Annotated in this window: 23 protein-coding genes; 15 read left to right on the forward strand and 8 right to left on the reverse strand. The window is 34.1% G+C overall.

Annotated elements, in window-relative coordinates:
* Positions 1 to 49 precede the first annotated feature (49 nt).
* Both H4K33_RS01025 and H4K33_RS01030 read right to left on the reverse strand, forming a co-directional pair.
* Positions 50 to 1,036, reverse strand: coding sequence for a diaminopimelate dehydrogenase (locus H4K33_RS01025; RefSeq protein ID WP_182646646.1), 987 nt, complete (start codon positions 1,034 to 1,036; stop codon positions 50 to 52).
* A gap of 140 nt (positions 1,037 to 1,176) precedes the next feature.
* A complete protein-coding gene (locus H4K33_RS01030; protein ID WP_182646647.1) occupies positions 1,177 to 1,545 on the reverse strand; it encodes a hypothetical protein in 369 nt (122 codons plus the stop codon).
* A 354-nt stretch (positions 1,546 to 1,899) separates the two neighbouring features.
* Here H4K33_RS01030 and H4K33_RS01035 point away from each other — a divergent pair, with 354 nt between their 5' ends.
* The 3 genes from H4K33_RS01035 (at position 1,900) to H4K33_RS01045 (ending at position 4,700) form a co-directional block, all read left to right on the forward strand.
* The gene (locus H4K33_RS01035) at positions 1,900 to 3,360 is read left to right on the forward strand and encodes a S41 family peptidase (RefSeq protein ID WP_182646648.1); all 1,461 of its coding nucleotides are present in this window, start codon (positions 1,900 to 1,902) and stop codon (positions 3,358 to 3,360) included.
* 113 nt (positions 3,361 to 3,473) lie between these two features.
* Positions 3,474 to 4,040 carry a Crp/Fnr family transcriptional regulator gene (locus H4K33_RS01040; protein WP_182646649.1) on the forward strand — a complete coding sequence of 189 codons (567 nt, stop codon included), beginning with the start codon at positions 3,474 to 3,476 and terminating at the stop codon, positions 4,038 to 4,040.
* A gap of 87 nt (positions 4,041 to 4,127) precedes the next feature.
* A complete protein-coding gene (locus H4K33_RS01045; RefSeq protein WP_182646650.1) occupies positions 4,128 to 4,700 on the forward strand; it encodes an NAD(P)H-dependent oxidoreductase in 573 nt (190 codons plus the stop codon).
* Between the two features lie 66 nt (positions 4,701 to 4,766).
* Here H4K33_RS01045 and H4K33_RS01050 read toward each other — a convergent pair whose 3' ends face one another.
* From H4K33_RS01050 to H4K33_RS01070, 5 genes are all read right to left on the reverse strand, one after another.
* Entirely contained in the window at positions 4,767 to 5,531 is a 765-nt protein-coding gene (locus H4K33_RS01050; RefSeq protein WP_182646651.1) for a M15 family metallopeptidase, read from the reverse strand.
* A gap of 14 nt (positions 5,532 to 5,545) precedes the next feature.
* Positions 5,546 to 6,061: a DUF2589 domain-containing protein gene (locus H4K33_RS01055; protein WP_182646652.1), complete on the reverse strand. Its 516-nt coding sequence runs from the start codon at positions 6,059 to 6,061 to the stop codon at positions 5,546 to 5,548.
* Between the two features lie 2 nt (positions 6,062 to 6,063).
* Positions 6,064 to 6,261, reverse strand: coding sequence for a hypothetical protein (locus H4K33_RS01060; protein WP_182646653.1), 198 nt, complete (start codon positions 6,259 to 6,261; stop codon positions 6,064 to 6,066).
* Positions 6,262 to 6,263: 2 nt separating this feature from the next.
* The gene (locus H4K33_RS01065) at positions 6,264 to 6,860 is read right to left on the reverse strand and encodes a DUF2589 domain-containing protein (RefSeq protein ID WP_255493512.1); all 597 of its coding nucleotides are present in this window, start codon (positions 6,858 to 6,860) and stop codon (positions 6,264 to 6,266) included.
* A gap of 88 nt (positions 6,861 to 6,948) precedes the next feature.
* On the reverse strand, positions 6,949 to 7,575 hold the full coding sequence (locus H4K33_RS01070) for a DUF2589 domain-containing protein (RefSeq protein WP_182646654.1): 627 nt from the start codon (positions 7,573 to 7,575) through the stop codon (positions 6,949 to 6,951).
* Between the two features lie 514 nt (positions 7,576 to 8,089).
* On the opposite strand from H4K33_RS01070, the gene H4K33_RS01075 reads away from it, so the two are divergent.
* From H4K33_RS01075 to H4K33_RS01105, 7 genes are all read left to right on the forward strand, one after another.
* On the forward strand, positions 8,090 to 8,893 hold the full coding sequence (locus H4K33_RS01075) for a sensor histidine kinase (protein WP_182646655.1): 804 nt from the start codon (positions 8,090 to 8,092) through the stop codon (positions 8,891 to 8,893).
* Positions 8,868 to 9,536 (forward strand): response regulator transcription factor, encoded by a 669-nt coding sequence (locus H4K33_RS01080; RefSeq protein WP_182646656.1) that lies wholly within the window; start codon positions 8,868 to 8,870, stop codon positions 9,534 to 9,536. The genes H4K33_RS01075 and H4K33_RS01080 overlap by 26 nt, the downstream gene beginning before the upstream one ends.
* A gap of 133 nt (positions 9,537 to 9,669) precedes the next feature.
* Positions 9,670 to 10,482: a helix-turn-helix domain-containing protein gene (locus tag H4K33_RS01085; protein WP_182646657.1), complete on the forward strand. Its 813-nt coding sequence runs from the start codon at positions 9,670 to 9,672 to the stop codon at positions 10,480 to 10,482.
* An 86-nt stretch (positions 10,483 to 10,568) separates the two neighbouring features.
* The gene (locus tag H4K33_RS01090; protein WP_182646658.1) at positions 10,569 to 11,789 is read left to right on the forward strand and encodes an NADH:flavin oxidoreductase; all 1,221 of its coding nucleotides are present in this window, start codon (positions 10,569 to 10,571) and stop codon (positions 11,787 to 11,789) included.
* 238 nt (positions 11,790 to 12,027) lie between these two features.
* Positions 12,028 to 12,555, forward strand: a complete 528-nt coding sequence (locus H4K33_RS01095; protein ID WP_220485274.1) for a GNAT family N-acetyltransferase — start codon at positions 12,028 to 12,030, stop codon at positions 12,553 to 12,555.
* A 31-nt stretch (positions 12,556 to 12,586) separates the two neighbouring features.
* Complete coding sequence (locus H4K33_RS01100; protein ID WP_182646659.1) at positions 12,587 to 13,162, forward strand: Crp/Fnr family transcriptional regulator; 576 nt, start codon at positions 12,587 to 12,589, stop codon at positions 13,160 to 13,162.
* Between the two features lie 63 nt (positions 13,163 to 13,225).
* Positions 13,226 to 13,654: an acetyltransferase gene (locus tag H4K33_RS01105; RefSeq protein WP_182646660.1), complete on the forward strand. Its 429-nt coding sequence runs from the start codon at positions 13,226 to 13,228 to the stop codon at positions 13,652 to 13,654.
* Positions 13,655 to 13,701: 47 nt separating this feature from the next.
* On the opposite strand, the gene H4K33_RS01110 is transcribed toward H4K33_RS01105, so the two are convergent.
* On the reverse strand, positions 13,702 to 14,424 hold the full coding sequence (locus H4K33_RS01110; protein ID WP_182646661.1) for an FAD-binding oxidoreductase: 723 nt from the start codon (positions 14,422 to 14,424) through the stop codon (positions 13,702 to 13,704).
* 366 nt (positions 14,425 to 14,790) lie between these two features.
* Between H4K33_RS01110 and H4K33_RS01115 the strand changes: the two genes are divergently transcribed.
* From H4K33_RS01115 to H4K33_RS01135, 5 genes are all read left to right on the forward strand, one after another.
* On the forward strand, positions 14,791 to 20,511 hold the full coding sequence (locus H4K33_RS01115) for an MBG domain-containing protein (protein WP_220485275.1): 5,721 nt from the start codon (positions 14,791 to 14,793) through the stop codon (positions 20,509 to 20,511).
* An 87-nt stretch (positions 20,512 to 20,598) separates the two neighbouring features.
* A complete protein-coding gene (locus H4K33_RS01120; RefSeq protein WP_182646663.1) occupies positions 20,599 to 21,462 on the forward strand; it encodes an outer membrane beta-barrel protein in 864 nt (287 codons plus the stop codon).
* Between the two features lie 284 nt (positions 21,463 to 21,746).
* Positions 21,747 to 22,007 (forward strand): hypothetical protein, encoded by a 261-nt coding sequence (locus H4K33_RS01125; protein WP_182646664.1) that lies wholly within the window; start codon positions 21,747 to 21,749, stop codon positions 22,005 to 22,007.
* A 118-nt stretch (positions 22,008 to 22,125) separates the two neighbouring features.
* Positions 22,126 to 22,977, forward strand: coding sequence for a helix-turn-helix transcriptional regulator (locus H4K33_RS01130; RefSeq protein WP_182646665.1), 852 nt, complete (start codon positions 22,126 to 22,128; stop codon positions 22,975 to 22,977).
* A 94-nt stretch (positions 22,978 to 23,071) separates the two neighbouring features.
* Positions 23,072 to 23,722 (forward strand): NAD(P)-dependent oxidoreductase, encoded by a 651-nt coding sequence (locus H4K33_RS01135; protein WP_182646666.1) that lies wholly within the window; start codon positions 23,072 to 23,074, stop codon positions 23,720 to 23,722.
* Positions 23,723 to 23,764 lie beyond the last annotated feature (42 nt).

The following is a 23,764-nucleotide window of genomic DNA, read 5'->3' on the forward strand; positions in this document are numbered from 1 at the left end:
AAAGGGCATACTAGAAATAGTATGCCCTTTTTTATTGTTAATCAAATCCTTATAAGAGTTCTTTGCGCAACTGTTCGGCTGATTTTGGCGATAGATAACCTAACGGAATGTCAAATACTGTTTTTGCTCCAATGTGTCCCTCTTTAGCCATTTTTGCAATTGCACGACTAAAAGCTACTAAAACAGAGGATGTAAACTCTGGATTACTGTCTAGTTTCAAACCAAATTCTATATGTTGCTGATTGCCATTTCCCGTTTCTCCAGAACGCAAAACAAATCCACCATGTGGCATAGCGCTATGATTTCGCTTTAATTCATCTTCTGATATGAAGTGAACTGTTGTATGGTATGGTTCGAAATAATCAGGCATTGTTTTGATTGCTTGCTCAATTTCTTCCTTATTAGCTTGATCTTCAGCAACAACATAACAAACTCTTTCATGCTTTTCTGCAGCTGTAAAAGAAGGACTCTTCCCTGAACGAACTTCTTCTAATGCTTTTTCAATCGGCAAAGTATATTGCACTCCATTTTTAACTCCATCAAGACGGCGAATAGCATCCGAATGTCCTTGGCTTAATCCTTTGCCCCAAAAGGTATACGTATCTCCTTGCGGTAAAATGCTCTCGCCTAATAAACGCAACATAGAGAATAAACCAGGATCCCAACCCGTTGAAATTAAACTCAACGTTTGATTCGCTTTTGCACATTGATCTACTTGCGCAAAATAAGTCGGAATTTTGGCATGTGTATCAAAGCTATCTACTGTATTGAAGTGTGTTGATAGTTGAATAACTTGCTCTGGTAAATCAGTAGAAGATCCTCCACAAAGAATCATCACGTCAATTTTTGATTTATAATCAAGTACTTGATCTAAAGCAATAACGCGTGAAGTTGTTACTATACTTTCAGGTGAGCGTCTGGTGAAAATACCTATTAACTCTAAATCAGAATTTTGCAAAATAGCGCGTTCTACGCCTTTTCCTAAATTGCCGTAACCTACAATACCTATGCGAATAAGGGATGTTGAATGTGTCATACTCGAATTTGTTTTTACAATACGATTTGTATTGCATTCAAAGCTGCCAAAAGTAGTCAAAACTTAGGTAGATCTAAAATCTCTGCTCCACTTTATTAGGACGAGAACTAGAATTGTAAGACTGAAGTAAAATACTCAATCTATAAATAAGGTTTTTTAAATGCTGGTTCTTGGTCTTTGTGACGTATAATGCGATAACTTTTAATGTAATGGTCAAAAGTTGTAACTCCTTCCTTTTTGATTAAAATTTCCTTCTTTTCTCCCTTCCCTAAGGAAAATTGGTCTGAAACTAACTTTTCATTAAAAACAGTAACAGCTTCCAATCTGACCATTAGAAGTTTTTCATAATCGGATGACTCAATAAACTTAAAGTCTGTGTTTTTATCCATTTGTTGGGCTCCAAGATAATCCACCTGTGTTTTTTTTGTATCAACTTCTAAAGAATCTTTACTACAACTCAGTAGGGTAGTAGAAAAAATAAAGATTAAAAATAAAAGATTGTATTTCATAATAACTAATTTTAAAGAGTAAAATTAGTTGGATTAGGTTTTTTTTGAGCTGTTTTACCGCTATTTAACCGTTGTTTGTGATATATTCGACTAATGAGATCATGGAGTATTCTAACTTAATTAGAACGTTCTAGTGGTTCAATTAACTATACTAAATAGGGGTTTTAATTCTTCTTCTCATTTTCAAGTAAAACAAAAAATTTAAAAAAAGAGAAATAGGCTAATAGTGCGGCATTTTCACCTAGTGACCCATTTTAGTTTTTATTAAAGAAAAAAATAATAGAATATTATAATTCCCTGTTTTATCTAAATGATATATTTGTTTTCTTTTAATTAAAATAAATATATATCTTTATGAAATTAAATAAAACATTTTGTTTTATGGCTTTGTTTTCTTGTTTTGATGCATTATCTCAAAATGCAATTAAAAAGATAACAAAAAAAGAATACCTCGCTGATTTTGATTTTATGGTGCGAATTATAAAAGAGCAACATCCAAATCCATTTCGATTTATTCAAGAAGAAACTTTCGACAAGGAGGTAGCTGTATTGAGAAAAAAATTAGAGAAAGAACCTACTTATCCTAATTTTTGTATTGTAAATCCGATTTCTCTAATTCGCGATACTCATACCGATGTAATGCCAGACGCATTAATTTTAGATGAATTAACCAAAACGATTAGATTTTTTCCTTTTGCAACTAGTGTATATAACAATCGTGTTTTTGTTAATCAGTATACCAATGAAATTCCAATTGGAGCTGAAATTCTAACAGTGAATCAACAAAAAGTAGGGGATATCATCGCCAAGATAGCAAACAAAGTGGACGGTGATATTGAAGCAAGTACGAATAAAGACTTTAGTCAAGCTGTATCGTTGCAATTTCCGAATACGGAAGTTTATACGATCACCTATAGCGTAGACGGGGGAACAGGAATACAAAGTGTAACAACAAAATCTTTAAACTATGAAAGGTTCAATTACAACAGAAACAAAACAGTGCTTCCTTTTACACTTATAGCTTATAATTCTGGTATTTATGGATATGAAGTAGATGCAGATACCTTTGTTTTAAGTATTAAATCATTTGATTTGTCTGAAGAATATAGCTATTATATTTTGAGCAACTTATTTACAACAATAAAAGAAAAGGGCATTAAAAATCTGGTATTGGATATTCGAGATAATGACGGAGGTGCGTTATCTAATATTCCCCTGTTTTATTCTTTCATTAGCCAGGAAAAGAATTTCAAAAACATTTATAAGTACGCGACTAAAGTGCCTACAATTAATGTGAAAGAGAATTTAGTAGACGAGAATAATAAGCTTGCCAATTCAACTGATATCATCAGTCTGGATAATTTTATGAAGCAGCGATTTGATCTAAATGAGGCAGATGGGTTTTATTATGGAAATACTCGTTTGGATGAATATTATATTGAAAACTATCCTCAGGATAAAAATGCATTTACAGGCAATGTTATTCTATTACAAAACAACAATACAATATCAGCTGCGGCTTATTTTGCTTATTTATTTCAATCAAATAAACGCGGAAAAATAGTAGGACAAGAGACAAGAAGCTGTAGTAATTTTACAACAGCGGCATGGTTTGTAAATTACAAATTACCTCATACAGAGTCTGTTGTTGTTTTGCCAAGAAGTGAAATATTTTTTAATACAACGGCTAATAAAGATCGTACCTGTAGAGGTGTAATACCAGACTTTACTATTACGGCAGATCAATTTCAAAAAGGGTTACAAGATTTGCAAGATGCAGAGATGAACTTAGCACTTAGCTTAATTAAAAAATAAGACGGAGAGCAGTATAAAACCGACTAAGGGGCAAGATTTCTTGCCCCTTAGTGTGTATAAAAAAGAATATTTAGATAGATTAAATGTATTTTTACATTTTAAAAAGGATTGCTATGCTAGTTGCTTTTTTTGAGCGTTTTAATTTATTTACTGCAGATGAAATAGCAGCTATTGTTGCTTTATTTCACCCTCGATCGTTGTTTAAAAATGATTTTTTAATACGAGAAGGGGAATATTGTGAAGAAATTGGCTTTGTTGAGTCAGGTTTGTTTCGCTCTTTTTACTCCACCGACGGAGGAAGTGAATTGACCTATTGCTTTCGCTTTCCTGGTGACTTAATTGGCGCTTATTCTGCGTTTATTACGCAAGGAAAGAGTATAGAGCATATTCAGGCAATTGCACCCGCTAGGCTATGGGTGATTCAGAAAAAAGATTTAGATTATTTAGCTTGTCAATTACCGCAATGGAATACCTTTTTAAAGGTAATAGCCGAAGAACAGTATTTGGAATTAGAGCAACGCGTCATGCAATTGCAAAGAGAAACAGCACAGCATCGTTATAAAAATTTACTCCTCAATCACCCTAATTTTATTCAGACAATTCCTTTGCAATACTTAGCCTCTTATTTGGGAATTACTCAGCGTCATTTAAGCAGAATTAGAAAGGAGATTTCGTTTTAGACATTTGTCTGCTATTTCTGCGCTTGGACTCTTGTAACTTTGATCTTCTATTTAGGAAATGAAGGAATGTTCAAACAAAGTGCTACAATGAGAAAGATAGTTATTCTTAATGGTCATCCCAATCCAACTTCATTCAATGTTGGTTTAGTGGAGGCTTATGCTAAAGGTGCTCAAGCAAACGGAGCGAGTGTAAAAATAATAACAATAGGTCATTTGGTTTTTGATCCCAATTTGCGTTTTGGTTATCAAAAACGCATGGAATTAGAACCCGATTTAGTACAAGCAATTGACGATATTAAATGGGCAGATCACCTAGTTTGGATTCATCCCGTATGGTGGGGCGGTTTACCTGCTTTGATGAAAGGATTTATTGATCGTACGTTTTTGCCTGGTATCACGTACCAGTATAGAGAGAATAGCATGTTATGGGATAAGTTACTCACAGGAAAAACAGCACATATTATTACAACGCTGGATCAACCCGGTTGGTATTATCGTTTGATGTATGGCAGACCTAGTGTGAATCAATTAAAAAAAGCCACACTTCAATTTTGTGGAATTTCGAAAGTAGAGGTAACCTATATCGGAATTGTAAGACAATCTACATTACTACAACGAGAAAAGTGGTTGAAACGAGTGGAGAAACTTGCTATGCGTTGAGCAAACATCTTGCTCTATAAAACAACGCGTGGTTTGACAGCAATTGTTGTCAAACCGCGCGTTGTTTTATAATAACTGGGCAAGTTCAAAATGCATACCATCTTGGCGTGAAAAGTGGCCTCCCCAGTAAAAACCAAATTGATGAGCTAAAGGAACTATTTCGCGTAACGAACCTCTATTTCCCAGCAAAGCGGGGTTTTGGTTTAATGCATTCCATTGCATATTGAGATCAAAGGCTATTCCAAAAGCGTGATTAGAAAGTGTCGTCTTTGAACCTCGAACTAATCTTGGGGTGTAACTTCCTCCATAAGTAAGTAAAAGCGGTAATAGTTTCTTTTCTTCTATAGCCGCAAAGAAAGCGAGTAATTGTTTTACTCCTTTGCGATGAAAACGCACAGTGTGGTATTGGTTGCCAAACAATTTTTTAAATTGAGGAATTTCAACTGTTACGATGTTTTTTTGCTCGAAATCATTGAGAACAACAATATTTTCAGGATTGTTTGCATTGGGATCACTTTGGAATGTCAACAGACCAAAAAGCTCAAACTTTGTTTCTTGTTTGGTGATGGGCATGAAATTTGGTTTAAATGGAAACTCTTCCTGCTGATTTGGTGAAAACTTCATCCCATCAAGGTAGGCAGAAAGCCAAGTTTGATTGCCAATAAAGCCATCGGGGACTAACTTTTTTTGCTTTTGATAATTTTTAATAGCCTCTTCAAAAAAGGAATCATAATGATCATCAATAGGAAAAGAGTATTGACCGATTTGCTGTAAAAATTGTTTCCATTGTGCGATATCAGCCTCTTGCATGTTTGGTTTTAATACATTCATAAGGGTACTGTTGTTTAAGTTATTTGCCTTTTTAAATAATTCTCATATCCCTCACTGAGTAGTCTTAATCCTTCAGTAGTTTCTTGTGGACTAAGAGTCAGTTCTAGTTTACCAAAATTGGTATGAGGTGCTTTTTTAACGATAGATCCTGTTGGCTTACCAAAGTGAATTTGCAATTCGTCTTCAATGACTTCCATTTGAAATGCTGTGGTAAATGTTGCTTTTTTTACACCACATACCCCTAAGGGGATCATGGAAATAAGCGGAACTTCAACAGGTTCCATAAGCAGTGTAAACGAATCTTCATTTGCTGTACTTTGTTGTACTTTTTGTGGATAACTGAGTGTAACTGTTTTGGGAACTAATGTTTTTTTGTAGGTAGTTTGCCCATTAAGATCTATAGAAGGAACTTCCTTCTCCTCAAAATAGCGATCCAGCAACGTTAAGTTTTGATCTACTATTTGTTCATTAGACATTTGAATAGCTGAATGTATGGCTTGAATGAATTTTTTTAAACTTATTGATGTCATTTTTATTTTTTTACTGATTTCTTAGTTGATTCATAATCATTTATGGCCTGTGATACAGTGTCTGTACTGTCAGAAGAAAGTCCGATAAGAGCAGAACATTGACCACAGCTAAACTTAGTGCCTAATATAAGCTGAGTTACTTCTAAAGTAACAGGGGCATTACAATTGGGGCAGGATATAAGTACTGTTTTTGCTTGCATATTTATTTCATTTTAAGAGGTTGAAGATTCTTACTATAAACTTCTAAAATATTTAAAATCCCTAACGGCAAAGGCAGAGAACCTGCTTTTAAATCGATTTTTAATGCGCGTTGACTAGCTTTAGTATAGTTTTCCTGCATCGGATTTTCACTGCTATTATTAGAAATTTTACCGTTCAATTGAGCTTTTCGCTCAATAATATCATTCGTATTATTGATATAACTTGTTGTTGATGTTATATCTAAATTAAAAATAACACGCATTTTCTGTAGCGCTATTGTATTTAGTGGGACAAGAGAAATTAAAGGAATCTGAAAAATGACTTCTTGAGACGTGATTTCACCGTCTATTTTTCGATTTGAGGTCAGTATCATATTGATCATTTTTGGTCGATAGATTGTTTGAACAGATGTTGAATAGTCCTTTTTTTTCTTTTTAGTTTTAATAAAATACTGATTTAGAATAGATAAGGCTTGTCCGTTTAACATCATACTATTGGCTTTAGAAAGCGCAATTAGAGGAGCTGAAATAATCGATTCGATATTGAGTTCTGACTCTTGCTCTCTACTGTATTTGGGTAAATTGTTGTTTTGATTCATCTTTTTCTACTTTTTTATGGATTCCCTAAAAAAGGGAATCCATTTGTTACTAGATATTTTACTAAACCTGTACTGCCTTGCGCATTACTTAAGCACTTTTAGTACTAGTAATTGGGTCAATTGACTTCGAGAAGACATCAATAATAGTAGCTACGCCAGGAGGTAAAGGCAGCTGCCCTGCATGTACTTTAACATTGTACTTCGCTGAGTTGCTTTTTGAATAGTGTTGACTTTCTTTGCTCGAATCATTACTGTCATAACTGACTTTACCTGTAATTGTTGCAGAGAAAAAACCAAAGCCGATTTTGGCTTCAATCGCTGCTTCACCAGCTCTTTTTTCGCTCTTTTCCTTGCTGTTCTCTTCAGCATAGCTTGAGTTAACCTCCATATTAAACTCTACATCAACATTGTCAATACCGAGTGAATTAATGGGCATAATGGTCAACAAAGGCAAGTTAAACGTTGTCTTAACAGCTTCAATTGTTTCATCTTCTTTAATCAAAGCTCTGCTTAATTCCATCTTGATCATAATAGGTTGATAAGAAGGATCTTCTTCTGTGCCCGTTTTGCTAAAACAAGTGTCCAAAATAAATTTGGTTTGAGAGATTGACATTTTAGCGTTGGCATCTGCTGCTGCATTTAATGGCCCTCCAATTAAAGAGTCCATTGGTAATCCCAAGAATTGTTGGGAAATGTTTACTAAATTTTTACTCATGACTTATACTTTTAAAGTTCAAGATCAAAACTAATAAAGCAAAATCTGTGATTATAGAGTAAAATTACCTTCTTTTGTAGTATAATTACCTTTTTATTTTCTGTAATTTAACAATTAATATAATTATTCAATAACTGCTTTTTAAATATATTTGTTGTAGGTAAGAATTCCTTTTTTACAAAAACTAGAAGGCTGATAGGGTACTAGATGTTGGTTTGTTTGGCTTTTTTATTGGCTATATCTAACTAAAGGTTAGGTTGTTATAATATATAATATTTCATTCAACAGAACCAACGGCATTACGGTTTCTTTTTTGTGTAAGAAAAGGCACATATTGTGAAATTTTTTTCAGTGGTTATGGCTTACTATTTGTTTGCTTATAGATGGTAGTTATGCGAAGTAAGTACAAGTCTTTTGATGTTTCAATATGATTTAAAACAGAAGAACACACTGGTTTTGAGGCTATTTGATTTACTTCATTTTTAATACTCACTTAAGTTAATTTAGAATTACTATGAAAATATTATTACTAGATGCGAATTTGTCTTTGGCTAGTATTAGATGTGTTTTTTATCTCGAGTTTTGGGATGTTAAGTGGATTTTTTTCCTCTTGTTAGGTTTAAATTTAATAGCAGTAGGGTTGTTTTGTTTGCTCATGAAACTCGCATTTAATAAAAGAGTGTTTGAGAAACAAAGAGCTAGTCAGCACAGAAACATTTTATTTCAACTGCAAATTGTAACACAGGAAATCGAACGTAGACGTATAGGAAGAGATTTACACGATCGCATATCAAACAAATTGAGTTTGATCTTATTGAAGCTTAATAACGAGTATCCGACAGATCAACTCGAAACGGATATGATTCAAATTTTAGTGGCTATTCGCAACATGGCACACGATCTGAATCCGCCTTTTCAAAGTGATTCCCCCTTACATCTCATGATTATTTATCAAATTGAGAAGCTAAAACCTGCTTATAGTATTCATAAAACAATTCGAATTTATTGCAATGGAGGAGAATCAGGTAATTTTAAAATTCAGATTATAAGAATTGTACAAGAATTGATGACCAATATAGTAAAGCACGCTAAAGCAACAGAAGTTGGTGTAGATATTCGCATCAGTCCAAAAGGAATTTATTTGTCAATTGAAGATAATGGCATTGGTCAAATTCGATTGAAAGAGGGACAAGGTTACTACAATATAAAAAACAGGCTTTTTTTCTTAAAAGGAGTCTTTAAAATTAAGAAGAACAGACAATGTGGAACAAAAATAATTCTATTGATACCCCATGAAACACAGGATAACTCTAGTTGAAGATGACACCTTAATTCTTGAACTCATCAAGGACTTTTTAAATGCTTCTGAAAACTTTGAAGTGAGTTATTCCTTTGTAAATGGAACAAGTTTTTACGAATCTTTTTCGAGCATTATCCACACAACTGATCTTATCATAATGGATTTTCAATTGGGAGATACTACAGCGGAGAAATTGTTAGAGTTAATTCAACTAGAACAAATGAACATTCCTGTGCTTATCCTAACAGCGCATTACAATCAATCCCTTATTGGTTATATGCTAAAATTAGGAGTATCCTGTTATCTACCAAAATATATCAAGTTAACGGAATTTTTAATCATCTTAAAAGAAGTATTACTCAAAGGACATTATATAAGTAGTGAGCAATTTCCTTATTTAAAAGAGTCTGTTTATGATAGTTCGGGCGATTTATCTGTAAAAAAGTATAATATTTCTAAAAGAGAGGTCGATATTATTTATCTCTTAGCGAAGCAATGTACAGCGAAAGAAATTGGAAATCGCTTGTTTTTAGCGCCTAAAACTGTAGAAAATTACAAAAATACGCTTTTTACAAAAACAGGAACAAAAAGCATTGTTGGTTTAGTACTTTGGGCTATAAACAAACGCATTTTTACACTTGATCAGTTTAGTGATCTATAGCTTACTATTATGTTTGTATTTTTAAAAAAAATAGTTTTTTTATTTTTTTTGAATAATTAAATCTGTTATTATTTAAAAAATAAGTAACTTAGATTAGTTTTTAACTAATTTTAATAAATGCAACAAAAGCATTATGCAGGAAGTAATTGTTTTTAAAACCAAGAGTACATCTAAATTAGTTTTAGACAAAGGATATTTCTCGATTCTATTTATTGAAAAGGGATATTTAACCTTGCAATTAGGTGCTCAAGAGAAAACGTTAACGCAAGGCCAGATTCTAATTAGCTCACCTATTAGCACCATCAAATTAGTACATTTAAGTTCTAATTTAGAAATTATAGGATTAAAGTATACCATAGATTACTTGAAAGAGATTAAAGCACTCAATGATTTTCACCAAACATTCTCCTACTTTCAACATCAGTATCTTCCAATTTGGACTTTGTCATTTGAAGAGCAAGAAAGAATTGTAAACTTACTGATCAAGCTTAAAAATAGGAAAACACCGCTCAATCAACATATTTTTGCTCCTCAACTTTTTAATTTAACTTTTACAGAATTGTTATTGGAATTAGTTGAAATTGGAAGTAAACAAGATAAAAATATCTTCCAAAATTACAACAGAGCCGAATATCTAGCCCTGCAGTTTATGATTTTGGCTAGAGATTCCTATAAAGAACAAACGCAACTGGATTACTATGCAGAGCGATTGAATGTTACAACAAAATATCTTTCGGAGACAGTAAAAAATTTAACGAACAAAACAGCAAAAGAAATCTTGGTTGATTTGCGAATTGCCCAAGCTCGTCTTTTATTGGGAACAAGTGATCTTTCTATTACGGAAATTGCCTATGAATTATCCTATGATTCTCCCTCTTCATTTTCAAAATCTTTCAAACAAGTAGTTGGTATTTCACCTAAAGCGTATAAAGAACAATACATATAAGTGTTTTTGACATGTATTGTGGTAGTTTATCTATTCTCTAAAAGAAATTTAGATCATACCTTCATATAACTAAAAAATCAGAGATTATGTACAAAGAAAATAAGCAAGTAACAACGCCTTTTTTTAATCCCGTTCAATTAGGACCAATAACATTGCGAAATCCTGTTATTAAAGCAGCTACCAGTGAAGGACGAAGTCCTGATGGAAAAGTAACTCAAGCCTTAATAGATTTTCACAGGGGTTTTATTGAGGGGGGAATTGCAATGACAACGTTAGCTTATTGTGCTATATCTAAGGCAGGTTTTGCTGCTCCTGGAGAAATTCTAATGGTTCGAGACAATATAGAAGGCTTAAAGAAATTTACTCAAGCAATGCATGAGGCAGGCGGACTAGCTTCTGCGCAATTAGGACATGCTGGGCCAGTTGCAACAAAGCAAATTACAGGGTTTCGTCCTGTGGCCCCGTCTCGATTTTTTAACTTAACAAGTTTACAAACTTGTCGTGCAATTACGCAAAAGGAGATGCAAGAGGTGATAGAACAATTTGCTGATTCGGCAGAAGTAGCCGCAGATGCAGGGTTTGATGCTATTGAATTGCACTTCGGACATTTGTATTTAGTTTCGGCTTTCTTTAGTCCTTGGATAAACAAACGAAAAGACCAATACGGAGGGTCTATTGAAAATAGAACGCGTTTTGCAAAGGAAATTTTGATTCGCGTAAAAGAAAGCGTGAAAGATCGTTTGGCTATTATTGTAAAACTTTCTATGGATGATGGGATTAAAGGATCTATCTGGTTGGATGATTCAACGCAAACAGCTCGAATTTTGGATGAAACTGGTGCCGTAGATGCATTTGAACTAACGATGGGGTCATCTGTATCAAATCAGATGTATTTATTTCGAGGAGAAACAGATATTGAAGGGATGGCTGCTACGCAAAAAGGAATAATGAAACTAGGAGTAAAGTGGTTTGGGCGAAAGATTTTGGGAGAATACCCTTATAAGGATCTTTATATGCTTGAATCTGCACGCCAATTTAAGCCTGTTGTAAAACATGCAAAACTTATTCTCCTAGGTGGCATTAACAATTACGATCATATTAATCAAGCCTTAATGGAAGGATTTCCCTTAGTGGCTATGGGAAGAGCACTTCTTCGCGAGCCGGATATAATCAATAAAATTGAGGCAGACACCAATACAGTGGGGCTATGTATCCACTGCAACAAATGTATGTTCTCTGTATTTACCACAACAAATTGTGTGTTTACAAAAGAATATGCGATTACATCTCATGCAGCTATCAACTAGTTGTGGAGTAACTTTTCTTATCTTAGAGCTATAATGCAAATTATAGCTCTTTTTTTGTTTGCCAGTCTATCTACATAGGAAGATTTAAAACCAATAAACCGTTGTGTATACGCAACAGGGAAAAGGATAAAATCAATTAAAAAAGAAAAAATGCAAGGGTTTAAAACAAAAATAAGAAATTTACATTTCCTTACAGAAAGGAAGATCAATATAAGATTTACATCTAAAAAAGATTGAAATGATACTTAGAACAGAAAGACCGGAAGATTATGATCAAGTAGAGGAGTTGATCCGATTAGCTTTTGAAAAAGAAGAAATGAGTGATCACCAAGAACATGATTTAGTTAGACGCTTGCGTGAAGCACCCGATTTTATACCGGAGTTATCGCTGGTATGCGAAGTTGATGACCAACTAGTAGGGCATATACTATTTACAAAAATAAAAATAGTAGCTGACCACCAAACAACAGCTTCACTAGCATTGGCTCCTGTTTCTGTTTTGCCAAAGTATCAAAACAGAGGTATCGGATCAAAACTTATTGAAGAAGGACACCGTCGAGCTTTAGCGTTAGGATTTAATTCTATAGTTGTTTTAGGACATGCCGCTTATTACCCAAAATTTGGCTATCAAAAATCAAGTACATATGGGATTCAGTTGCCTTTTGAGGTACCAGATGAAAATAGTATGATTATTGAATTAAAACCAGGTTCATTGAAGTGTCAAAGTGCGAAGGTTGTGTATCCAGAAGCGTTTGGCATAGTGTAAAGAATCTTTTTTAATCTTATAGCGGGTTAGTATGTTATTAGAAAAATTAATTCATGAATTTAGTATTCCCAATAGTTTTACACAACAGGAATTAGCTTTGTTTGATACTTTTTTTGAGAAGATTGATCTTAAAAAAAATGAATTCTTAATTCGGGAAGGTGAGATAGAGCGATATAGCTATTTTATATCCGAAGGTCTATTGCGTTGTTGGGTATTAGATCAAAAAGGGAGAGCACACACCTTTTGGTTTTGTAAAAAAGGAACATTTTCCATGTCTAATATTTCATTTACCTTAGTTCAAAAGGCCAATTTTAACGTACAAGCTGTGATGAATAGTGAACTCTATCGCATTGATAAAGAAAAAACAACGGTATTGTATCAGCGTATTCCTTCATTAAAACCCGTTTTTGAGGACTTGACGGCCTTATTACTCAATCGATTATTAGATCGTCAAGTGCATATGATCAAATATTCACCCGAAGAATCTTACATACAAATGGAAAAAGAGTTTGGAAGCTTATTCAACCAAATACCACTTAAAGATGTTGCCTCTTATTTAGGAATCACACCACAAGCCTTGAGTAGAATTCGCAAGCGTATTTTTTAACTTGGGTTCAGTGTTTTTCACTTGGAAAGACTCAACTTTGTACGCATTAAATATAAAATAGATATGATACGAACAATTGATACCACAGAATTTCCTCGTTTAATTGAAATTTGGGAAAGCGCTGTTCTAGCTACGCATGATTTTTTAAAACCGGCTGACTTTGAATATTACAAAGAAAATTTACCTACTTATTTCTCTTTTGTTCAGCTTTGGGGATATGAGTATGAAGGTAAATTAGTGGGTTTTATGGGAATAGCTTCAACTAGTTTAGAAATGCTATTCATTGATGCAGCGGTCCGCGGAAAGGGAATTGGCAAGGCTTTAATCCAATATGGTATTGAGAAGCAAAACATTACGGAAGTAGAAGTAAACGAACAAAATCAACAGGCAGTTGGGTTCTATAACCATTTGGGATTTGAAATTGTAAGTAGATCTGAAGTTGATGGACAAGGAAAACCTTATCCCGTACTTCAGTTGCATCTTGTACAATAACGTGGATAAAGAAGGAGAGAAGTTGGTTTGTACTAGGTAAAGATCTTTTACAGACCTTCGATTCCCTCTATCCAGTATCCTCTCATATAAACTTTACTCGTCGTTTTATCTTTAATGACTTTTCTAAATATTTGAATTGATTTAGCATTTCCCGTAAGTAAAAATACCGCATCTTTCCACAAGGGCGAAATAATAGGAGGTAGTTGACTAATCAATTTTTCCTGGCGAAAAGTGTCCCTTTTTGAAAAAACAAGCGTATTGGAAAAACCAAGTTTTTCAGGTACACTTTTATTCTCTTCTTCCAATTCAAAAAGAAATAAAAATTCAATCGCTTGGACACTCCATTTCCTAAATAGTGCATGTGCTAATCCAATAGAGGTTTCATCACCAAAGAAAACCAACTTACTCGTAGGCAAATCTAAATAGTGGCTATTGGAACGTAGGCTATTCATACTTATTTTATCCCCAAGACGCAATTCCTTTATAAAGCGTTGTCCAGTGCCTACACTAGGATGTAAGTATACAATAAATTCAAGAAAACCTTTATTTGTATCAATAGTAGATAGCGTATAAGTTCTCGTTTGCGTATAGTTGAGTTTAAAACTCAAATAAGAACCTCCAACAATATTTAATTTCTCAAATGATCCTCCTAAGCGAATTTGTCTCATTGTTGGGGATAACTCTTTTATTTCCACAACTTCTGCAATAGGAAATTTTAGCGGCACTAAACCGATAAAATCAAGTATTCTTCTAATTGCATTTGCGATCATCTTTTTTTTACAAAATTAAAAAAAAACTAGGTAGCGATGCAGTTACAAACACAGCTGTTAATGGACAAAACGCAGATTTTGTTATTTCGTTATTTCTATTTCTTCACGAGTTGTGTTTAGAATTAATTAACACTATGCTTATGTTTGAATTTTTAACAATTTTTAAATTAGCATATAGATAGATTTTTTTTCTTTAAAGTGAGGGTATTTTAATATATTTACTATATTAGTGATTATTTGAAAATTGATATAAATTGATCTATTTATTTTAACTGACGATTCTATTAAAAATCGCACAAAAACAACCTTTAAATTAACATTAAATTCACCCATAACCAGTAAAAAACTAGTGTAACTAACCAAATAATGAATATGAACAAACAATTACTTTTTAAGCTTCTTCTGAGCTTGATGTTATTATCGGTTCAGATGATTAGAGGACAAGCTTATACGCCTCTAAGCATTACTTCCGGATTTAACGAAGATGTTATTGCAGAGAATAGTCCTGCGGATACATTTACAACAGCTGCCGTTGATGCAGTTGGGACAGGTGCTAACAATGCATTTATGAGTATAGGTTATCCTAGTGCAACAGTAGGACTTCCTGCAAATGGATTAATCACATCTATTGCAACAAGTACACCTGGATTAACGTTTCAACTTGCTGCCTATACGGCAAATAACAGTTTGAAAATTAATGCAAATGGAGGTACAGGAACTTTTGTAATTCAAAATGCTGTTCCTGTGATGAACCTTTTCATTTTAGCGACATCAGGAAGTTCTTCTTCTACCTTTACGGGTACGATAACCTTTACAGATGGAACAACGCAAGCGATTGCATCTCAATCAGTTCCAGATTGGTATCAAACAGGAACTCCACCTGTAGCCATTCAGGGAATAGGAAGAGTATCTCGTAGTGGAGGTAATCCGGATAATAATAGTTCAAATCCAAAACTATTTCAGGTTCCTATAGCTATTAGTACAGCCAATATGTACAAGACAATTCAGTCGATAGCGTTTACTAAAACGAGCTCTACAAGTGGTTACTTGAATATTTTTGCTGTTTCAGGAGAGACTACGCCTTCTTGTTTTAAACCGACAGCGTTTACTCGTGGAGGCATTAGTGCTAGTACAGCACAGCTAAGCTGGACAAGCACGGGTACTTCTTTTGAAGTAAAATATGGGGCAACTGGTTTTGATGTTGCTACTGCAGGTACGACGGTTACAACTACAACAACAAGCCATACTTTGAGCGGTTTGACTCAAGGGCAAACGTACGATGCTTATGTTCGCAATAATTGTGGAGAAGAAGATGGTTTTAGCGAATGGACAGGTCCTGTTACATTTACTCCAGAAAATGTTTTTCAAATAGGAGAAGGAACAGAAACAGGTTCAGATGGTTCGAATATTCCGATTACAAATTATGATTATAATTACAGTCAACAAATCATAACGGGTTATGAATATAACTCAGGAGGAGGAGGAGCTGGTCCAATTACTAAAATTCGCTATTACGTTACGAATGTAAATAATTTAGATAAATGGAAAGCATGGACTGTTTATATGGGGCATACAACCAAGTCATCTTTTGATTCTCTAGAAGATTGGATTCCAATGACCCAATTGACCCAAGTTTTTAACGGTGAGATTACAGCAACATCAAATAACTGGTTTGAAATTACACTTGATACACCTTTTAATTATACAGGTGGTAATTTTGTTGTTGCCGTATATGAAAACTCGCCAGGTTATTCTTCACCATCTTTTAGAAAGTATAGAGCTTCGGCTAATCAAGGGATTTTATATCGTGTGGATGGGGTTGCTAATAATCCAAATCCAGCCTCGCCACCTACAGCGAGTAGTTTACAAAGCAAATTGCCTCAACTACAGTTTGTGGGTACCCCTGCAACCTGTATGCCAGTTATTAACTTAGCGGCTCAATTGAATTCATTTACATCGACTACTTTATCATGGAATGGACCAGGGGGAACTGTTACCTATGAATATGCGGCTACTACATCACCTGCATCACCTACAGCATGGGAGACTACGTCCAATACAAGTGTCACATTAACTGATTTGCTACCAGAAACAGAATATTATTTTCATGTCCGTATAAAATGTTCAAACACGAATGTGAGTGAAACAGGAATGATCAAATTCTATACAGGTTATTGTATTCCTAATACCGATTCTACATCTACTAGCTATAAAATTAAAGGAGTAAAAACAACTGGTGGATATACCAATATTGAAAACTTAAATAATGGCACAACAAATTGGTATACAAACTATTCAGATAGTAAAGTTACTCAATCACCTGGAGGAACAATTAACTACGCGATAGATATCCCAGGTTATACTATTGTGAAGGTTTGGATTGATCTTAATCAAGATTTTGCCTTTAGTGATGATGAGTTAATTGCAAACTTTTCAGATTATGATTGGTCTGACGTAACGAGGACAGGAACGTTTACTCTTCCGGCGGACATGCCTTTAGGTGATTACCGCATTAGAGTTCGCTCAAGTTACTATTATGGCTTAGCAGCAATTGGAGCCTGTGATGATTGGACAACAGGAGGAGAAATTGAAGACTACACACTTTCAGTTGTGGCTGTGCCTACTTGTGTTGCTCCAAATACACTTACTTCAACTTATGTTAACCGTAATAATTATAGGTTAGGTTGGACAAGTGATGGAAGTCTATTTGATGTTGAGCTTATCAAGATATCTGCAGGAGAGCGTGCTACAGGTATTCCAACACATACGGGAATTACTACAAATTCATTGGTTGCCCCATTAGATTTTTCTTCTACTTACGGTTTCTTCGTACGTAAGAATTGTGGAGAAGAGGAAGGAGCTAGTTTATGGCAAGGACCTTTTATTTTCGAAACTCCATTGACAACACCTTCACCTTGGCGTGAAGAATTTACTGACATAGACAACCTACCATTAGGTTGGAAAAGTATTCAAGGTAGTTGGTACCAAGAAAGCTTTTCACCAGAAACAGGAACTAGTTTACGCGTTAATATTTATGGTAGCTATTATAATGTTGCCAGTATATCGACCATAGCAGTAGGACCAATCTTAAATGAAGATACTTTTTCATTTAAATTTATGAATCTTGATTACTATAATGATACCCCAATTAATGCAGGTATTGTTAGTATAAAAGTTGATTTTTCAACAGATTTTGGCGCTACTTACTCAACAATTGAAACTGTAACTAATGATGGTTCTGATACTTGGCAAGAGTTTGAGTATGATATGACTCCTTATGCAAATAAATATGTTACAATAAAAGTAACAGCAACTTTGTCACGAAGTTCATCAGATTTGAACTTTATTATCGATGATTTTGATATTTCGGGTGGAGTTCCATGTTATGAAATTACGGATGCTAGCGTAGATGTACTTAATAGTAATGGACCAACGTTGACGATTGAGTCAGAAGCGGCTAATTTTGATGTTGAATATGGTCTTGAAGGTTTTGAACGAGGAGAAGGTACAGAAGGAACAGCAGTTACTAGTCCATATCTTATCCCTGATTTATCTGCTGATACAACGTATGATATTTACATTCGCGGACAATATTGTGAAGAGTGGTATGGCCCAGTGACGTTCACTGTAAATGCTGCAGAAAGACAGACAATTACAGTTGAAGATACTACTAAAGCATACGGTGATGAGCCATTTATCGTTGGAACAGCTACGAGTGAGTTACCGTTAACTTATACAGTTGAAGATCGAAATGTTGCTATTTTTGAAAATGGAAAACTTGTCATTAAAGGTGCAGGAGAAACTGTAGTAACCGCAAGTCAAGCAGGAAATGGGTTGTATTTACCAGCAGAAGATGAAACGTTTACGTTAACGGTTACAACCGCTGAATTAACTGTAGATGCAAACGAAAATCAGAAGAAGTTCTACGGAGATAGTGATGCCGTGTTAACTTATACAGCAACTGGATTTAAATATACTGATACTGTAGCTCTTTTAACAGGAGCACTAGAGCGTGTCGAAGGCGAAGATGTTGGTTCTTATGCTATAAATATCGGAACTCTTGCTTCAAATAACAATTATACGATTACTTACACAGGAGCGGATTTTGTTATTGAACACACTGAATTAACAATTGATGCAGATGCTAAAACTAAAGTATATGGGCAAGCAGATCCCGCTCTTACTTTTGTAGCTTCAGGGTTTAAAAATAATGATACAGCCGAGACACTTATTACAGGAGCCTTAGCTCGTGTAGCGGGTGAAAATGTTGCAACTTATGCGATTAATAGCGGTAGTATTGCATTAACAAATCCAAACTATACGTTGATCTACAATGAAAGTCAATTGGTAATTGATCCAGCCTTGTTAAGTGTGTATCCGTCAGCCAATATGACTAAAGTATATGGACAAGCGGATCCTACTTTAACTTTTGAAATTACAGGATTCCAATTTAATGACACTCGTGAGGGAGTTATTCGCGGTTCAATTGAAAGAGCAGGAAGTAACAATGTTGGAGAATATAGATATTCAATAGGTACTTTAGCTAGTACACCTGCAAACTATATCTTTACCATTGCTAATCAAGAGAAGTTTAAAATTACACCAGCTCCAGTAAATGTTGTCGTAGCAGCAAATCAACAAAAAGTTTATGGACAAGTAGATCCTACTTTTAATTATACTGCAGAAGGATTACAATATAACGATCATGCTTATGGTGTATTTACTGGTAGTTTAGTACGTGAACCGGGAGAAGATTTAGGAATTTATAGAATTAATCAAGGAACATTAGCTCCAAGACCAAACTATTACTTAGTTTCTTTTACAGGTGCTGATTTTGAAATCGTAAGTGGTCAGATTGATGGTTTAACCCTTCCTTCAGCTACTTATGTATACGATGGAACAGCAAAATCACTTGTTGTACAAGGAAATTTAGCTGAAAATGCAGTAGTTACTTATACAAACAACAATCAAACGAATGTGGGTACTTATACAGTAACTGCCCTTGTTGATTATGGTTCTAATTTTGAACCTACTACATTAGAAGGAGTACTAACGATAACGAAAGCTGATCAAGCTATTCGTTTTACCACACCTACACAAGTAATATTGGAAGAAACTCCAAGTTTACAACTTAATGGTGTAGCATCTTCTAACTTAGTAGTTACGTATACAGTGGACAACTCAGAAGTTGCAACCGTTGATGCTTCAGGGGTGATTCGCTTCCTAAAAACAGGATTTGTTACTGTAACAGCACATCAAGAGGGTGATGCTAATTATAATGCAGCAACACCAGTAGAGAAAAAGATTGAAGTGATTAGCAAAAATGCATCCATTCTAAACTTAATTGTAGATGGTGTTCCTTACGGAAAAATAGAAAAAGAAGTTTATGTTATCATTGGTTGTGAGCATTCACAAGATATAGTGGTACTTGATGTTGAAACAGAAGAAGGAGTAGTAGTTCTTCCTTCCAATCACATTGAAGTTGCAGTTCCAAATTATGGCATCTACGAACAATTAATTACCGTAGTTTCTCCGTATGGAACAGAAGAAATTTACAAGGTAATCATTGAAAAACGCATGCCTTCTGAATTAATCGTACACCAAAAGTATGGAAATGTCCTTCTTGTAAATAACAATAAAGAAACAAATGGTGGTTACGTATTTACTGCTTATGAATGGTTTAAAAATGGAGAATCTGTGGGTAAAAAACAAGCTTACTCTGCAGGAAATGAAAGTTCCAATAAACTTGAACCTGGAGCAACTTACCACGTAGAGGTAACGTTACACAATGGCAAGAAAATAATTACTTGTCCTATCGACATCGAGAATGAAGAAGAATCAAACTTAGCTGTTTATCCAAATCCAGTGAAGAAAAATCAGGTGTTAAATATTACAGCTGATCGAATGGATCAAGAAACAACAAGCTATGTAATTTACAACGTAAAAGGACAAGCTATCCTTAATGGAGTATTACAAAGCGGAGCGATGCACATTGAAATTCCATCGTCTATTGCTTCTGGTTCTTATTTCTTAATGATGAAAATAGAAGGTAAACAAAAAAGTGTTCAATTTATTGTCAAAGAATAATCAAAACTAGTTTTAACTATAAAGTAGGGTTCTTTTTAGTAGAACCCTACTTTTTAAAAAAGTGGTTTTTAATCAAATTTGTTTAAAATGAAAAGATATATAGGTATTTTAACGTTAGGACTCATATTAGGAGGATATCAACAGGCACAGGCACAATTCAATCCTTATTACTTTAAGAAGCATGAAGTAGCAGTAAGTGCAAAAGCGGGTTTACTCCAAAACTATGGTAGTTTACCGGATCAGATTTCCGCAGATTTAAAATTTAATACTGCTATTGGTTTACAATATGACTATTTTTTAAATCGTCAATGGAGTATTGGTATTGGTGCACAGTATGCTATGTATACCACTGATTTTACAGCAAGTAATCTAAGCGGACAAAGCAACGAGATTGATTCAGAAAATGAGAAATTCATTTTCTCTTATGACGGAAGAGAATTTAAAGAGCAATGGAAAGTAAATCAAGTAAATATACCTTTAACGGTACAATATGTTGGTGAAGCAGAGACAGCACTTTATGTACGTACAGGAATTCAATATTCTTTACTAATGAGTAGTAAACCGACGGTTACGTGGAATAATTTGCAAACGTCAGGATATTTTCCTCAATATAATTTATTGTTTGATGAAGATCTATTATATGCAGGATTTGGCTTCCAAGAAAAAGTTGAATTCAAACCAGATTTAGAACTAAAAGATCGTTGGGCATGGATTGCTGAAGTTGGGGTAAAACACAACGTGAGAGAAAATCAAAATCTATACGTAGGTGTTTATTTTGATTTGGGGTTAAATAACCAAAAACCTAGCGTTAAAGAAACAAAAGAAAGTATTTTAGAGTATAATGCTGAGATAGATAATAGCTTGAAGTATAACAGTATTCAAGAAAGTTCTAAAGCTGTATTTAAAAACTATAGTTTTGGAATTCAGCTGCGTTACGGCATAGGTTTATAAAAGTAGCTTTATAAATAGCAGTTTAAAACTTGACTCATAGTAAAAAAGAGCGATTGAATGAATTAATTCAATCGCTCTTTTTATTTAATCCGTATTTATCACAGTTTGGCTATGTTTATTTTAGCTTTAAAACAGTTGATTATTCTATTTTAAAAAAATAACATATATACTTAAAAATCTTTAAAAAAGACTGTTTTTTTACGATATATTGCTATTTATTTCATTTGTTTTACTTTTTTTGCATCTTAATTTTAAATACAAACTCTTTTTTAAACAGAATATACATGCGAAAAAAAATCACAATAGATGATCTCAATCAAATAGCACTAGAAGCGTCTCAAAAAAAATATAGTTCAATCTTAACTAAATTAGAAAAGAATGCTCATAAGGGAAGGAATAGCATTAACATAGCAGAGCTTTCTGACGTTTTAATAAAAAAATTGAGAATGGATGGTTATACGGTAATCCCGCATTTTAAAATAAAATCTAACTTCTTGTTTCAAAGAAAAATTGTAAAACACTATCAAATACGCTTTAAAAAATAAGTTTTGACAGGAGTTTTTCTTTTTTAGCTCAAAGGTGTAAACTAGTTTATCTCTTTGTTGAACGGACTTTAATGAATTACTTTTATTTCTTATCTTGTAAGCACTTTATGCCTGTGTTATGTCTCAAGATAGTATTATAAAGACCTATCGTTTTAATCCGGCCGTAGTTGAAATAGAACTTAAAGATTTGAGTTTTATTCAACAACTACCTCATCTTTTAGGTAGGCCACATCGGGTTGCATTTTATCAACTTCTATGGATTAAAGAGGGAGTCTTTGTTTGTCAAATTGATTTTGAAAAAGTGCATTTAAAACCAGGTGAAATGCTGGTCATAACGCCTGGACAAGTTTGTGCATTTGATATAGTCAACGATTATAAAGGTTCTTTAGTTTTATTTACTACTTCCTTTTTTTCAAGAACAGAAGAAGATACTCATTTTTTGTATACCGCAGAAATTCTAAACCCTGCTGTATTAGTAAAAAAAATAGCACTTTGTCCTGAACTATTGACGAATTTAATTACGCTATTAGAAAACGAATTAAACAGAAAGAAAGAAAAACTCCATTCGGCTATTGCTCAAAATTATTTGCGCATCCTTTTACTTGAAGCAGAAAGAGGAGTCAATACTGTAGATTTGAAGGTGAATACAACCTTAGTTAGGGATTTTTATCACGCGGTCGAGATTCGTTTCAAGCACAATAGAAATAGTAACTTTTACAGTAATTTACTTGGTGTTTCGGAGAAAGTATTGACTAAAATATGCAAAGATTTTATTGGAAAAACGCCTAAACTATATATTGATGAACGAATTATATTAGAAGCCAAGCGGTTGTTGAGTTATAGCGATCAAACGATTAAGATGATAAGTTTTGAATTAGGTTTTGAAGAGCCTACAAATTTTATTAAGTATTTTCGCAAGCATACAAAAGAAACTCCAAAGAATTTTCGCGAAGCACAAAAAAGAATATGAAGGAGGTAATTTACCCTATTTTGGACTAAATGTATTCCTTTGTTTTCTGCAATAGAAACTACTTTTGTTTTAGATAAATTAAAAATCAAAAAATATGAAACATATAGTATTAATAGGTGCTAGTGGATTTGTGGGTACAGCGCTACTTGCAGAAGCTTTAAATCGCAATATACAGGTAACAGCTGTGGTTCGCAATCCGGATAAAATTCAAACAAAACATGCAAATCTTACTGTAGTAAAAGCAGATGTATCTAATCTAGAAGAGCTTGCTGCGATTAGCAAAGGTAAAGATGCTGTGATCAGTGCATATAATCCAGGTTGGTCACGAACTGACACATATGAAGAAACATTAAAAGTATATCCTCTAATTTTAGAAGCAGTAAAGAAAGCGGGGGTAAAACGTTTATTAATCGTTGGAGGAGCGGGAACTCTTTTTGTTCAACCAGGACTTCGCGTTGTAGATTCAGGAGCAATTCCACAAGAAATTATGGGAGGGGTGAAGTCTTTAGGAGAGTTTTACCTGAATACCTTGATTCAAGAAAAAGAAATTGACTGGGTATTCTTTTCACCTGCAGCTCACCTTGAACCAGGAACTAGAACAGGAATATACCGCTTAGGTAAAGATGATTTACTTACAGATGACCAAGGTGAAAGCAAAATATCTGTTGAAGACTACGCTAAAGCAATGCTTGATGAATTAGAGTCCCCACAACATCATCAAGAGCGATTTACCATTGCGTATTAATACAACAAAAGAAGACTTGCTTTTTTAACTGCCAAAGTTGGT

Origin of the sequence: Myroides sp. WP-1, assembly GCF_014145635.1 — a bacterium.
Lineage (GTDB): Bacteria > Bacteroidota > Bacteroidia > Flavobacteriales > Flavobacteriaceae > Flavobacterium.

Excerpts from the sequence above, each read along its gene's own strand:
- H4K33_RS01045 (WP_182646650.1), top strand. The coding sequence starts at position 4,128 with ATGAGAAAGATAGTTATTCTTAATGGTCATCCCAATCCAACTTCATTC.
- H4K33_RS01115 (WP_220485275.1), top strand. The coding sequence starts at position 14,791 with ATGAATATGAACAAACAATTACTTTTTAAGCTTCTTCTGAGCTTGATG.
- H4K33_RS01030 (WP_182646647.1), bottom strand. The coding sequence starts at position 1,545 with ATGAAATACAATCTTTTATTTTTAATCTTTATTTTTTCTACTACCCTA.
- H4K33_RS01130 (WP_182646665.1), top strand. The coding sequence starts at position 22,126 with ATGTCTCAAGATAGTATTATAAAGACCTATCGTTTTAATCCGGCCGTA.
- H4K33_RS01110 (WP_182646661.1), bottom strand. The coding sequence starts at position 14,424 with ATGATCGCAAATGCAATTAGAAGAATACTTGATTTTATCGGTTTAGTG.
- H4K33_RS01040 (WP_182646649.1), top strand. The coding sequence starts at position 3,474 with ATGCTAGTTGCTTTTTTTGAGCGTTTTAATTTATTTACTGCAGATGAA.
- H4K33_RS01095 (WP_220485274.1), top strand. The coding sequence starts at position 12,028 with ATGATACTTAGAACAGAAAGACCGGAAGATTATGATCAAGTAGAGGAG.
- H4K33_RS01085 (WP_182646657.1), top strand. The coding sequence starts at position 9,670 with ATGCAGGAAGTAATTGTTTTTAAAACCAAGAGTACATCTAAATTAGTT.
- H4K33_RS01120 (WP_182646663.1), top strand. The coding sequence starts at position 20,599 with ATGAAAAGATATATAGGTATTTTAACGTTAGGACTCATATTAGGAGGA.
- H4K33_RS01090 (WP_182646658.1), top strand. The coding sequence starts at position 10,569 with ATGTACAAAGAAAATAAGCAAGTAACAACGCCTTTTTTTAATCCCGTT.
- H4K33_RS01060 (WP_182646653.1), bottom strand. The coding sequence starts at position 6,261 with ATGCAAGCAAAAACAGTACTTATATCCTGCCCCAATTGTAATGCCCCT.
- H4K33_RS01075 (WP_182646655.1), top strand. The coding sequence starts at position 8,090 with ATGAAAATATTATTACTAGATGCGAATTTGTCTTTGGCTAGTATTAGA.
- H4K33_RS01035 (WP_182646648.1), top strand. The coding sequence starts at position 1,900 with ATGAAATTAAATAAAACATTTTGTTTTATGGCTTTGTTTTCTTGTTTT.
- H4K33_RS01025 (WP_182646646.1), bottom strand. The coding sequence starts at position 1,036 with ATGACACATTCAACATCCCTTATTCGCATAGGTATTGTAGGTTACGGC.
- H4K33_RS01050 (WP_182646651.1), bottom strand. The coding sequence starts at position 5,531 with ATGAATGTATTAAAACCAAACATGCAAGAGGCTGATATCGCACAATGG.
- H4K33_RS01070 (WP_182646654.1), bottom strand. The coding sequence starts at position 7,575 with ATGAGTAAAAATTTAGTAAACATTTCCCAACAATTCTTGGGATTACCA.
- H4K33_RS01125 (WP_182646664.1), top strand. The coding sequence starts at position 21,747 with ATGCGAAAAAAAATCACAATAGATGATCTCAATCAAATAGCACTAGAA.
- H4K33_RS01105 (WP_182646660.1), top strand. The coding sequence starts at position 13,226 with ATGATACGAACAATTGATACCACAGAATTTCCTCGTTTAATTGAAATT.
- H4K33_RS01065 (WP_255493512.1), bottom strand. The coding sequence starts at position 6,860 with ATGAATCAAAACAACAATTTACCCAAATACAGTAGAGAGCAAGAGTCA.
- H4K33_RS01080 (WP_182646656.1), top strand. The coding sequence starts at position 8,868 with ATGAAACACAGGATAACTCTAGTTGAAGATGACACCTTAATTCTTGAA.
- H4K33_RS01055 (WP_182646652.1), bottom strand. The coding sequence starts at position 6,061 with ATGACATCAATAAGTTTAAAAAAATTCATTCAAGCCATACATTCAGCT.
- H4K33_RS01135 (WP_182646666.1), top strand. The coding sequence starts at position 23,072 with ATGAAACATATAGTATTAATAGGTGCTAGTGGATTTGTGGGTACAGCG.
- H4K33_RS01100 (WP_182646659.1), top strand. The coding sequence starts at position 12,587 with ATGTTATTAGAAAAATTAATTCATGAATTTAGTATTCCCAATAGTTTT.